8 protein-coding genes are annotated in these 13,034 nt (G+C 67.6%); 7 read left to right on the top strand and 1 reads right to left on the bottom strand.

Translation table 11 applies throughout. The features are described from left to right. The first annotated feature begins 1 nt into the window (after position 1). From D7Y04_RS07920 to D7Y04_RS07890, 7 genes are all read left to right on the top strand, one after another. On the top strand, positions 2 to 1,078 hold the full coding sequence (locus tag D7Y04_RS07920; RefSeq protein ID WP_121758810.1) for an MBL fold metallo-hydrolase: 1,077 nt from the start codon (positions 2 to 4) through the stop codon (positions 1,076 to 1,078). A 59-nt stretch (positions 1,079 to 1,137) separates the two neighbouring features. After that, on the top strand, positions 1,138 to 2,040 hold the full coding sequence (locus tag D7Y04_RS07915; protein WP_121758809.1) for a glycoside hydrolase family protein: 903 nt from the start codon (positions 1,138 to 1,140) through the stop codon (positions 2,038 to 2,040). Between the two features lie 93 nt (positions 2,041 to 2,133). Next, the gene (locus D7Y04_RS07910; RefSeq protein ID WP_121758808.1) at positions 2,134 to 4,098 is read left to right on the top strand and encodes a serine/threonine-protein kinase; all 1,965 of its coding nucleotides are present in this window, start codon (positions 2,134 to 2,136) and stop codon (positions 4,096 to 4,098) included. 108 nt (positions 4,099 to 4,206) lie between these two features. Further along, complete coding sequence (locus D7Y04_RS07905; RefSeq protein ID WP_121758807.1) at positions 4,207 to 6,096, top strand: serine/threonine protein kinase; 1,890 nt, start codon at positions 4,207 to 4,209, stop codon at positions 6,094 to 6,096. Between the two features lie 101 nt (positions 6,097 to 6,197). Then, a complete protein-coding gene (locus D7Y04_RS07900) occupies positions 6,198 to 8,072 on the top strand; it encodes a serine/threonine-protein kinase (protein ID WP_121758806.1) in 1,875 nt (624 codons plus the stop codon). A gap of 49 nt (positions 8,073 to 8,121) precedes the next feature. Next, complete coding sequence (locus tag D7Y04_RS07895) at positions 8,122 to 10,056, top strand: serine/threonine-protein kinase (protein ID WP_121758805.1); 1,935 nt, start codon at positions 8,122 to 8,124, stop codon at positions 10,054 to 10,056. A gap of 62 nt (positions 10,057 to 10,118) precedes the next feature. Then, entirely contained in the window at positions 10,119 to 12,146 is a 2,028-nt protein-coding gene (locus tag D7Y04_RS07890) for a serine/threonine-protein kinase (RefSeq protein ID WP_121758804.1), read from the top strand. On the opposite strand, the gene D7Y04_RS07885 is transcribed toward D7Y04_RS07890, so the two are convergent. Continuing rightward, positions 12,143 to 12,946, bottom strand: coding sequence for a pseudouridine synthase (locus D7Y04_RS07885; RefSeq protein ID WP_121758803.1), 804 nt, complete (start codon positions 12,944 to 12,946; stop codon positions 12,143 to 12,145). The two genes, D7Y04_RS07890 and D7Y04_RS07885, sit on opposite strands and share 4 nt — an antisense overlap. Positions 12,947 to 13,034 lie beyond the last annotated feature (88 nt).

Genomic DNA, 13,034 nt, shown 5'->3' with positions numbered 1-13,034 from the left:
CATGCCCACCGTCAGCGACAGCGCGCGCAGCGCGGGACTCCGCCTCGAACGCAGCCGGGCCTCCCGTCAGTTCGAGGGTCACGGCTTCCGCAACACCGCCCCCGTGGGGGCCGGCATCCAGGGGAGCCCGCTGCCCCTCCTGGGCGAATACTTCTTCGGCGGTACGCAGCGCACGCCGCCCGCGCCGCTGCCGGTGGATGATCCGCGCGGCGCCTGGACCCGCGCGCCGGACACCGGCCTGCGCGTCACCTGGCTGGGCCACAGCACGATGCTGCTGGAGGTGGACGGGGCGCGCGTGCTGACCGACCCCGTCTTCGGCGACCGCGTCTCTCCCGTGTCCTTCGCGGGCCCCAAGCGCTTCCACGCCACGCCCGTCGCGCTGGAAGCGCTGCCGGACCTGGACACGGTGCTGGTGTCGCACGACCACTTCGACCACCTGTGCCGGAGCACCATCCGGGCGCTGGCGAAGCGGCGGGTGCCCTTCGTCACCGCGCTGGGCGTGGGGCGCCACCTGGAGTCCTTCGGCGTGGCGCCGGAACTCATCACCGAGCTGGACTGGTGGGAGGAGCACCGCGTGGGCCCGCTGGCCTTCCGCGCGACGCCCTCGCAGCACTTCTCCGGCCGCGGCCTGGGCGACCGCAACAAGACGCTGTGGGCGTCGTGGGTGCTCACCACGGACAAGCACCGGCTGTTCTTCAGCGGCGACACCGGCCTCACCACGGAGTTCGAGGAGATTGGCCGGCGATGTGGCCCCTTTGACCTGGTGATGATGGAGGTGGGCGCGTTCCACCCGAGTTGGGGCAGCATCCACCTGGGCCCGGAGAACGCGCTCAAGGCGCACGCCATGTTGGGCGGCGGCACGCTGATGCCGGTGCACTGGGGCACCTTCAACCTGGCGCTGCATGCGTGGGACGAGCCCGTGGAGACGCTGGTGAAGCTGGCCACGGAGCAGCAGGTGCGCCTCTTCACGCCGGGCCTGGGCCGGAGCCTGGAGCCCTCGCGCGTGGAGGGTGTGACGCCGTGGTGGCGCGACGTGGGAGAGCCCCGCCTCGTGGCCCCGGCTGGCGCCGTGACGTGAAGGCCGCGTGACGCCAGGGCTCGACGCCCACCCGACGCCCGGGCGTAGAGTCCCTGGCCATGCGCCCCTCCCTCCGGATCCCCGTCGCGCTGTCCCTGGCCGTCCTGCTGTCGCCGCTCGTGGCGTGCGACCCCGCGGCCGGGGAGCCCTCCAAGCCAGATGATCAGACGCCCGGCGTGACGAAGAGCGCGAAGCGGGGCCTCGGGTATGGCTATCACTCGGCGGAGGACCTGAAGGCGCTCTCCCCGGGGATGAGCTGGTGGTACAACTGGTCGCCCAAGCCGGAGAGCGGCGCGGCCAGCGTCTACGTCTCGGAGAAGGTCTCCTTCGTGCCCATGGCCTGGGGCGGCACGCCCACGGTGGCCCAGCTGGAGTCGGAGATTCCGGCGGGCGCGCAGGTCCTGCTGGGATTCAACGAGCCCAACTTCAAGTCACAGGCGAACAAGACGCCCCGCCAGGCCGCGGCGCTCTGGCCCGTGCTGGAGGAGGTGGCCCGCCGCAAGGGACTCAAGCTGGTGTCCCCGGCGGTGAACTACTGCGGCGACTGCGTGACGGAGGACGGCGTTACCTTCACCGATCCGGTGGTGTACCTGGATGCCTTCTTCAAGGCCTGCGCGAACTGTCAGGTGGATGCCATTGCCATCCACTGGTACGCGTGCGACCTGAGCGCGCTCAAGTGGTACGTGGGGCAGTTCAAGAAGTACAACAAGCCGCTCTGGCTGACGGAGTTCGCGTGCGGCGACCGGCCGCACAACGAAATCACCGTGGACGTGCAGAAGAAGTACATGGTGGATGCCATTGGCTATCTGGAGACGGAGCCCTCCATCGAGCGCTACGCGTGGTTCTCCGGCCGCAACAATGAAATCCCCTCCATCAACCTGCTGGGCGCCTCTGGTGAGCTGACCGAGCTGGGCCGCCTGTACGTCACGCTCGCCGCCGGGGCCGCGCAGCCGTCGCCCTGACCGGGGTGAGGTTCCAACCTACACACAGGGTTGGACAGACGCGAAGACGTCTATTCGGTGCTCCTGGGATTCTGGGGCTAAGGTAGACGGCCCATGACGCTCGACGCGGGGGACACCTTCGGAAGGTATGAGCTGGTGTCCTGGCTGGGCCGGGGCGGCATGGCGGAGACGTGGCATGCCCAGTTGGTGGGCGCGGCGGGCGTCACCAAGTCCGTGCTGATCAAGAAGGTCCTTCCGGAGTACGCGGACGACGAGGCCTTCATCTCCATGTTCATCAGCGAGGCGCGCATCTCCGCCACGCTGTCCCACGGCAACGTCGCCCAGGTCTTCGACTTCGGGCAGGTGGAGGGCGAGTACTTCCTCGCCATGGAGTTCGTCGACGGCAAGCCGCTCGACAAGGTGCTCAAGCGCGCGATGCGCAGCGGGCTGCCCGCCCTGCCGATTCCCGTGGCGGTCTTCATCGCGATGGAGATGTGCCGGGGCCTGCACTACGCGCACTCGCGCACGGACAGCAGCGGCAAGCCGCTGGGCATCGTCCACCGCGACATCTCTCCGGACAACGTGCTCGTCAGCTACGAGGGCCAGGTCAAGATCGTCGACTTCGGCATCGCCAAGGCGCAGTTGCTGCGCGGCTTCAAGACCGCGCCGGGAGTCGTGAAGGGCAAGTACCTCTTCTTCTCTCCAGAGCAGGCGCGCGGAGAGGACGTGGATGCGCGCACGGACGTCTGGGCCACGGGCGTGGTGCTGTATGAGTTGCTGTGCGGCCGGTTGCCCGTGGATGGTCCGCCGCATGTCGTGATGATGAAGATTGCTCACGGCGAGATTCCACCGTTGAGCCAGCTGCGGCCGGACCTGCCGGAAGCGCTCAACCGCATCGTCCTCCAGGCGCTGAGTCCGGATCCGGCGCAGCGCTTCGCCACCAGTCACGCGTTCGGGGATGCGCTGGCGGGGTTCCTGTATGCGAATCATCCCCGCTTCTCGTCGTTGAGCCTCGCGCACCTGCTGCGCGTGCTGTTCCGGGGAGACCTGCTGAACGAAGGCCGGGAGCTGGCGGTTCCCGACGACTTCCTGGAGGAGCTCAAGGCGTGGCGGAACCCCGTGACGCCAGACCAGGTCCCCACGGTCCCCCACCTCCGGGCCATCAAGACGCCCCGTCCGTCCCCCGCGCCGGTCGTCCGCACGCGCGAGTCCCAGGAAGAGGAGGCGCCAGCCACGCCCACGGCTGAGATTGCGCCAGTCCGCCGCTCCCGCCTGCCGTGGGTGGGGCTCGCGGTGGGGAGCTCGGCGCTGCTCGCGCTGGGTGGCGGCATCTGGTGGACGCAGGTCCGCCGCGTGCCAGAAGTCACGCAGGGAGAAAGCTCCCCCGTAACGCCCGTGGTGGCGACGGTGTCGGATCCAGCACCTGCACCCGTGGGCACGGATGCAGGAGTGACGCTGGAGCCGCCTCCGACTCCTCCCCCGTCCCCGCCCCCAGCAGCCCTTGCTTGGAGTGAGCCCCGGGTGCGCAGCCTGCTCGATGACGTGTATCGCCTGAGCAGGAACAGCAAGGAGCTGACGCGGGCCGCGAAGCTGGTCCAGACCTGCGTGGACGCGGTGCCTGACAACGTGGACTGCCGGCTGGCGGCGGGCCTCACCTATGAACGGCTCCGTTCCATCGACAAGAGCGTGAGCCACTACCAGGCCTTCCTGCAGTACGCCTCCCCCACCGATCTCCGGCGGAGCGCCGTGACGGATCGACTGGCGGCCTTGCTGCAGCGCAAGCCCCAGGCGCAGACGCCCGCCAACGAGGCGGAGCTGGAGTCCTCCCGAAGCGCCGTCCTGATGCACCTGACGCGAGGCCACCTGAAGGAAGCGCTCGACGCAGCCAACCAATGCGTGGCGCGGCTGCCCCGGGAGCCGGACTGTTACCTGTTACAGGGTGACGTCCTGGCGAAGATGAATCAGGCCTCGGAGAGCACGCGAAGCTATGAGCGCTTCATGGCGTACGCGCCCGCGAATCATCCGCGACGTCCCGATGTCGTGCAGAAGCTCGTCGAGCTGCGGGCGACCGCCCCCTGAGAGCCCATCCGGCTTCACGCCGTCTGCGGGAGGGACTGCTCGCGAGCCCAGCAGGCAGGGGGCCTTCATTCGGGCTTTTCAGGGTTCCGTATAGGATGCGCGCCCCATATGGAACTGCAAGCCGGAGATACCTTCGGACGGTATGAGTTGGTGTCCTGGCTGGGCCGGGGCGGCATGGCGGAGACGTGGCGCGCCCAGTTGGTGGGTGCGGCGGGCGTCACCAAGTCCGTGCTGATCAAGAAGGTCCTTCCGGAGTACGCGGACGACGAGGCCTTCATCTCCATGTTCATCAGCGAGGCGCGCATCTCCGCCACGCTGTCCCATGGCAACGTCGCGCAGGTCTTCGACTTCGGGCAGGTGGAGGACGAGTACTTCCTCGCCATGGAGTTCGTCGACGGCAAGCCGCTCGACAAGGTGATCAAGCGCGCGAAGAAGGCAGGCCTGGGCTCGCTGCCCATCCCCGTGGCGGTCTTCATCGCGATGGAGATGTGCCGGGGCTTGCACTACGCGCACTCGCGCACGGACGGCAGCGGCCAGCCGCTGGGCATCGTCCACCGCGACATCTCTCCGGACAACGTGCTCGTCAGCTACGAGGGCCAGGTCAAGATCGTCGACTTCGGTATCGCGAAGGCGCAGCTGCTGCGCGGCTTCAAGACGGAGCCCGGCGTGGTGAAGGGCAAGTACCTCTTCTTCTCTCCGGAGCAGGCGCGTGGAGAGGAAGTCGATGCACGCACGGACGTCTGGGCCACGGGGGTCGTGCTGTACGAGTTGCTGTGCGCGAAGCTTCCGGTGGAAGGGCCACCCCAGACGGTGATGATGAAGATCGCCGAGGGGCAGATTCCCGCGCCCACGACGCTCCGGCCGAACCTGCCCAAGGAGCTGAATGCGCTGGTGATGCAGGCGCTGGCTCCGGACCGTGAGCAGCGCTTCGAATCCAGCCATGCCTTCGGGGATGCGCTGGCGGAGTTCCTCCATGCCCACTATCCGCGCTTCTCCTCGCTGAGCCTCGCGAGCCTGCTGCGGGTGCTGTTCCGCGCGGACCTGACGCACGAGGGCCGCGAGCTGTCCGTGCCCAAGACCTTCCATGACGAGGCGAGGAAGTGGGGCGAGCCCTCGCTGGCGAAAATCCTGGATGCTCCACCGCCGGAGCAGGTCCAGACCCGGCGGATGGTGCGCGCCGTCGCGAAGCCTCCGCCCACGGAGACGACGCAGCCGGATGCGCCCACGGTTCCGACAGGTCCTTCGCGCAGGGTGCTCTACGGCGCGAGCGCGGCAGGAGGCCTGGCCGTGGCAGGGGCCTGTCTCTGGTTCCTCGTGGGCTCGCGTTCGCCGCAGCCCGTCGCGCAGCCCGTGCCCCAGACGGTGGCGGTCGAAGCCCCCGCCCCGAAGGTCGAACCCGAACCGCCCGCCCCGAGTCCGGTGCAGGAGCCGGAGCTCGTTGCGGAGGTTCCGGCGGAGGTTCCGGACACAAGTCCGGCCGAGCCAGAAGCCACGCGGCCCGCGCATCCCACCCGCAAGTCGTCCAAGCCCGTCCGCGCGACCCAACACGTCCAGGCCGAGGAGCCAACGCCAGCTCCGGTCGTCGAGCAGCCCACGGTCGTCGCGGCCAGCGCCGTCCAGGAGCCGCCCCCCGCCGTTCCGGAGAGCGAGCCCGCGCCCAAGAAGGGAGTCTTCGGACTGCTCGATTCCAAGCGGCAGGAAGTGCAGCAGAAGGTCTCCTCGCTCGTGAAGACGAAGCAGCAGGAGGTCCAGCAGAAGGTCTCCGGCCTGATGCAGAGCAAGGACTACGACGCGGCCCTGGAAGCGGCCAACGACTGCGCGGCGAACAACCCAGACATGCCGGAGTGCTACCTCATGCTGGGGGCCGTCCACGCGAAGCTCAACCATCCCCGGGAGAGCACGCAGCACTACGAGACCTTCCTGAAGCTCGCACCCGCGGACCACCCGCGCCGGGCGAAGGTCGTCGAGATGCTGGGAAAGACCGGCAACGCGGGTTGAGCGCTCCGCCTTTCCACTCGCCGACATCCCAAGCGGCCGAGCAGGAGAAAGACAGTCTCGATTCTGTCCTCCCTGGAATCTGGGTTTAGAATGTCCGCCCCATGGCACTGCAAGCGGGCGACGTCTTCGGGCGGTATGAGTTGGTCTCCTGGCTGGGCCGGGGCGGCATGGCGGAGACGTGGCGCGCCCAATTGGTAGGCGACGCGGGCGTGACGAAGCCCGTGCTCATCAAGAAGGTCCTGCCCGAGTACGCCAACGACGAAGCCTTCATCTCCATGTTCATCAGCGAGGCGCGCATCTCCGCCACGCTGTCCCATGGCAACGTCGCCCAGGTCTTCGACTTCGGCCGGGTGGATGGCGAGTACTTCCTGGCCATGGAGTTCGTGGATGGCCAGCCACTCCACCGCGTCCTCAAGCGTGCGTTGAAGAGCGACCTGGGTGCCCTGCCTGTTCCTGTCGCGGTCTTCATCGCGATGGAGATGTGCCGGGGCCTGCACTACGCGCACACGCGAATGGACAGCAGCGGCCGGCCGCTGGGCATCGTCCACCGGGACATCTCTCCGGACAACGTGCTGCTGGGCTACGAGGGCCAGGTCAAGATCGTCGACTTCGGCATCGCCAAGGCGCAGCTCATCCGGGGCTTCAAGACGGCGCCCGGCGTAGTGAAGGGCAAGTACCTCTTCTTCTCTCCGGAGCAGGCGCGCGGTGAGGACGTGGACGCGCGCACGGATGTCTGGGCCACCGGCGTCGTGCTCTATGAATTGCTCTGCGGGAAGCTGCCGGTGGAGGGGCCACCGCACGTGGTGATGATGCGCGTGGCGCGAGGGGAGGTTCCCGCGCCGAGCGTGCTCCGGCCGGACCTGCCGCAGGAACTCAACGACATCGTGATGAAGGCGCTGACCCCGGACCGGGAGCAGCGTTTTGAATCCAGCCACGCCTTCGGGGATGCACTGGCGGGGTTCCTGTATTCGAACTTCCCGCGCTTCTCCGCCATGACCATCGCGCACCTGTTGCGCGTGCTGTTCCGGGGGGACCTGGCGCAGGAGGGCCGGGAGATGTCCGTCCCGGGCTCCTTCTTGGAGGAGCTGAAGTCCTGGCGACAGCAGACCCTGCCGGAGGAGCCGGTGACACCGCTGCCCTCGACAGGGCGCCAGACCCGGCGCCTCCGGGCAGCCAGCCCGCCTGTAACAGCGCCGACTCCGCCTGTGTCCATCGTGGCGCCTCCTGGACCCTCACGCCCGCTGCTCTACGGGCTGAGTGCGGGAGGACTGCTGGTCGTGGGCGTAAGCCTGTGGGCCCTCTTGGATGCGCACTCGCCAACGACCACCGAGGGGGCTCCACCTCCCACGCCCATCCAGCAACCTTATGCAGTCGCCGAAGCCCATCGCGGCCAGTCCACCAACAAGCAGGAAGGCCCTGAACCGACAGCTCAGGCCACCAAAGCTGACAAGCCGACTGCCGCCCTGGAAAAAGAAGCCTCAGAGGTCAAGACGACGCTGCTCTTCATCCACCACTCCTTGGCGGACAACAGGCTCGACGAAGCGCATGCCGAAGCCAGGCGCTGCATTGAAACCTACCCCGAGAATCCAAGCTGCCAGAACGCCCTCCGCATCACTCAAGCAAAACTCGCCAACACCAACACGGATTCCGACGTAAGCCCAAAGCAACCGTCCCCGTCCCAAGTTTCCCGCCCGACAAGCCCCTCCACCTTCTCGAAAAACATCAACGAGATACAGATCACCGTCAACGACCTCAACAAGCAAGGCCGCATCCACGACGCCTTGGAGGTGGCACAAGCCTGCGTGAACGGCGACCCCAAGATTCCTGAATGCCACCTCATGCTTGGCGTGCTCTACGCCAAGCTCAACGAGCGCAAGAAGAGCGAACAACATTATGAGACATTCGTGACGCTGACTCCTGACGGCTATCCCAAGAGAGACCGTGTCATCGAGATCCTGAAGAACAACTTCCCATAAAACTGTCTGCACTCTCCGTCCTCCTCAGCTGAACTCAGGCCCCCCATCCATGGCACTCCAGGCAGGCGACACCTTCGGGCGATATGAACTGGTGTCCTGGCTGGGCCGGGGCGGCATGGCGGAGACGTGGCGCGCCCAACTGGTGGGCGACGCGGGCGTCACCAAGCCGGTCCTCATCAAGAAAGTACTTCCCGAGTACGCCAACGACGAAGCCTTCATCGCCATGTTCATCAGCGAGGCGCGCATCTCCGCCACGCTGTCCCACGGCAACGTCGCCCAGGTCTTCGATTTCGGCCGGGTGGATGGCGAGTACTTCCTGGCCATGGAGTTCGTGGACGGCCAGCCGCTGCACCGCGTGCTCAAGCGCGCGGCGAAGAGCGGCATGGGCGCCCTGCCCGTTCCCATCGCCGTCTTCATCGCCATGGAGATGTGCCGGGGGCTGCATTACGCGCACACGCGCACGAACAGCAGCGGACAGCCGTTGGGCATCGTCCACCGGGACATCTCCCCGGACAACGTGCTCGTCAGCTACGAGGGTCAGGTCAAGATCGTCGACTTCGGCATCGCCAAGGCGCAGCTGCTGCGCGGCTTCAAGACGGCGCCCGGCGTGGTGAAGGGCAAGTACCTCTTTTTCTCCCCGGAGCAGGCGCGCGGAGAGGACGTGGATGCGCGCACCGACGTCTGGGCCACCGGCGTCGTGCTCTATGAATTGCTCTGCGGCCGGATGCCCGTGGAGGGCCCGCCCCCCGCGGTGATGCTGCGGATCGGGCGCGGAGAGTTCGCGGCGCCCAAGGTCTTGAGGCCAGACCTGCCTGACGCATTGAATGAACTCCTCCTCCGGGCCCTCGCGCCCACCCGGGAGATGCGCTTCGAGTCCAGCCTGGAGTTCGGCGATGCGCTGGCGGAGTTCCTCTATTCGAACTTCCCGCGCTTCAACGCGATGACCATCGCCCACCTGCTGCGCTCCCTCTTCAAGGGAGATCTGAAGCAGGAAGGCCGCACGCTGCCAGTGCCTCGTACATTCCTGGAGGAGATGAGTACCTGGCGGGCCCCCCTGTCCACGGAGCCCAAGGCGCATGGCGAACGGCCCTCCGTGCGCATCGAGTCCGAACCTCCCGGACCGCAGGCGCCCGCCCTCTTCCAAGAGCTATCGCGCCAGTCCCTCTTCGCACTGGCCGCGGCGGTCGTGCTGGGCTTGGGCGCATCCTGGTGGTTCCTGTCGAACGCGGACGCCCCGGAGCCTCAACCCTTCTCGAACTCGGTTACGAACGTCCCTCCGCCCGTGCGAATGGCGCCTCCCGCCACGGCCGAAGCACCGCCCACTCCCACGAAACCCCCGCCCCCTCCAGACAGCGCCACGGCGGCCGCAGCGAAGCCCCAGCCGGCCACTGTCGACGATTTCCTGGAGCAGGCGCGTGGCTTCATCAAGCAGAAGGACTTCAACACCGCACGGGTCTTCGCCAGTGACTGCGTGGCTCGGCATCCCGATGCAGCCCAATGCCATCTGTTCCTGGGCGTGATCCAGGCCCGGCTCTGGAACGAGCAGGCCAGCGCGCACCACTTCCAACAGTTCGTGCGGCTCACTCCGGAAGGGGACCTCCAGCGCAACCGCCTCATCGCATTGTTCGACAGCTGGAGCTTCAATCCCGCTCCAGACGAACTGCTGGCCCTGCTGGAGCCGCCGCCCGGAAACGGCTCGCGGGCATCGGGCACCGTGGTCCGCAGTGATCGCGAGTGGGTCAAGGAATTCTCCCGGCAAGCGGCCGCCCAATCCCATTCAGCCAGCGGCGCCTCCGCGCTCGGCCCCGCGACCCTGTGCGTCGTGCTCGACGCCCGTCAGGCGGACTGCCACCTGGTCCTGGGGGATACCTACCGGCGCAGCAACAAGATCAAGGAGAGCCGCGAGCACTACCTCGCATTCCTGTCGCTGGCCCCACGGACCCATTCCCAACGGGAGCGCGTCAGCCTGGCGCTCAAACGCTGAGGGACGCACTGCCGTCATTCATTGTCATCTTCCGGCGCGTCCGCGCTTAAGATGCCCGACCCATGGCACTCCAACCCGGCGACACCTTCGGACGGTATGAACTGGTGTCCTGGCTGGGCCAGGGCGGCATGGCGGAGACGTGGCGCGCCCAGCTCGTAGGCGACGCGGGCGTCACCAAGCCCGTCCTCATCAAGAAGGTCCTCCCCGAGTACGCCAACGACGAAGCCTTCATCTCCATGTTCATCAGCGAGGCGCGCATCTCCGCCACGCTGTCCCATGGCAATGTCGCCCAGGTCTTCGACTTCGGCCGGGTGGACGGTGGGTACTTCCTCGCCATGGAGTTCGTGGACGGCCAGCCGCTCCACCGCTTCCTCAAGCGCGCGATGAAGAGCGGTATGGGCACCCTGCCCGTTCCCATCGCTGTCTTCATCGCGATGGAGATGTGCCGGGGGCTGCACTACGCGCACTCACGCACGGACAGCAGTGGCCAGCCATTGAGCATCGTCCACCGGGACATCTCCCCGGACAACGTGCTCATCAGCTACGAGGGCCAGGTCAAGATCGTCGACTTCGGCATCGCCAAGGCGCAGCTCATCCGGGACCTCAAGACCGAGCCCGGCGTGGTGAAGGGCAAGTACCTCTTCTTCTCTCCGGAACAGGCGCGCGGAGAGGAAGTGGATGCACGCACGGACGTCTGGGCCACCGGCGTCGTGCTCCATGAATTGCTCTGCGGGAAGCTTCCCCTGGAGGGACCGCCCGCGGTCGTGATGATGCGCATCGCTCGCGGCGAGCTTCCATCGCCGAGCGAGTCACGGCCGGACCTTCCGGCGGCACTCCAGCGCATCCTCCTCAAGGCACTGCATCCGGACCTGTCCCAGCGCTTCGAATCCAGCCATGCCTTCGCGGAGGCACTCGCTGGATTCCTGTACGCGAACCACCCGCGTGTCTCCTCGCTGAGCCTCGCGCATCTGCTGCGGATGTTGTTTCGTGAAGACCTGCTGTCGCATGGCCGCGAGCTGTCCGTCCCGGACTCCTTCCAGCAGGAGCTGGAGTCGTGGCGCGAGCAGGAACCGGCACTCGCGAAGAAGCCCCCGCAGCCCAGGCCGCTGCTCCATACCGGCAGGATTCCCCTCCCCGAATCCTCCAGCGTCGAAATCGTGGAGGAGGAGGCCCCGGCCGCGCTCGCCCCCGCGACATCGCGCAAGTGGATGCTGGGATTGAGCACCACGGGCGTGGCGCTCGGGGCCAGCGTCCTGTGGTTCTTCTCCTCCGCCGTGCCGCCGGAGCCCCTTGGAGCCGCGAGCCCCATCGAGCGTCCCTCCAGCACGGTTCAAACCCTTCCCAATGATGCACGGCCTTCCGCGGTCCCCCAGACGATAGGCAGCGCGCCCCTCACGGTGGCACCGCTCCCGGAAGCGCCCCTGTCGCTGGCCAACTACCAGGACCGCGTCCAGGCGCGCGTGCAGCAGGGAGCGATCCAGGACGCCGTGGATCTGGCGCACCAGTGCGCGAAGCAGTTCTCCCAGGAAGCGGAATGCCAGCTCCTGCTGGGGATGCTGTACACGCGACTCAATGACAGCCGCACCAGCGTGACGCACTACCAGCGCTTCCTGGAGTACGCCCCGGATACGCATCCCAGCCGCGCGAAGGTGGTGCGCATCCTGGACGATGCGAAAGCCCTCTCGTCGGCCTCCGGCCGCATCGTGAAGCCGGAGACCTTCGCCGACATGATGGAGACCGGCCTCACGGCCTTCCGCGACGAGAAGTACCCGGAAGCCGTCGCCACCTACCGGAACGCGCTGGCCATGAAGCCGGGCTCGGTCGAGGTGAAGCTCGAGCTGGGCCTGACGCTCATCAAGCTCAAGCCGGGCACGTCCAAGGACCACAGGGAGGCCGTGATGCTCCTGGAGGCCGTCACCTGGAAGGATCCCGGCATCCGGCGAGCCTGGCTGGGTCTGGAGACCGCCTACACCCTGGTCGGCAACAAGGCCAAGGCCAAGAGGGCCCACGACCGCTACATGCTGATGTCCCCCAAGAACCTGGCGAACCCAGCGAAGGCGAGAGAGCGGCTCAAGAACATCGGCTTCTAGTCCGCACCGGGCTGGAACCCCAACCCCTCCGCCACCTCCGCGTCCGTCAGCTCGCGCCACGCTCCTTCCGCCACGTCCAGCACCACCTGCCCCACCGACTCACGGTGCAGCGTGAGCACCGGGTGCCCCACCGCCGCGAGCATCCGCTTCACCTGATGGTGCCGTCCTTCCGTGAGCGTGAGCGCCACCACGTCAGGGGCACGGAGCATGGCTTCCGCCGGGCGCGTGGGACCGTCCTCCAGCGTCAATCCCTCTCGCAGCCTCGTCAGCGCCGCCTCCGGGGGCTGCCCCTCCACGCGCGCCACGTACCGCTTGGACAGGTGCGTCTCCGGCGCCGTCGCGTGCCGCACCAGCCGCTCGTCGTTGGTGAAGAGCAAGAGCCCCGTGGTGTCCCGATCCAACCGCCCCACCGCGTACCACTCGAAGCCTTGAAGCTCCGGCGGCAGCACCGCGCGCAGCCTTTCGAAGACAGTGCCCACGCCTTCGGGATCCGACCCGTGCACCACCGGCCCCGAGGGCTTGTGGAACATCAGCGCCCGCACCTGGCGCGTCAGCGCGCGCTCCACGCCGTCCACGCGCACCCGCATCCCCTGCCCCACCGGCGCGAACGGCTCCCGCTCCACGCGGCCGTCCACCTCCACGCGGCCGTCGCTTATTGCCTGCTCGGCCTCGGTCCGGGGCAGCACGCCGGCCCGGCCCAACGCTCGCGCCAGCCAGTCCGTGCCCGGGCCCGCCGGGGTCTCCGGTCCCCTGCGCCTCGCGGCCTCCAGCCACCTGGGCGTCCGTTGCTTGCGCGCCATGCGTCCTCCCGTGTGCCGCCCGCTGTATCAGATGCGTCACGCCAGCGGATTTCCCCGAACACCCTGGAGATAAGTACGAGCAGGAGGG

This window comes from Corallococcus sp. AB038B (assembly GCF_003668955.1).
Taxonomy (GTDB): Bacteria; Myxococcota; Myxococcia; order Myxococcales; family Myxococcaceae; genus Corallococcus; species Corallococcus exiguus.
Note: the sequence above shows the minus strand (reverse complement) of the source record. Positions and strands in the feature narration are given on the sequence as shown.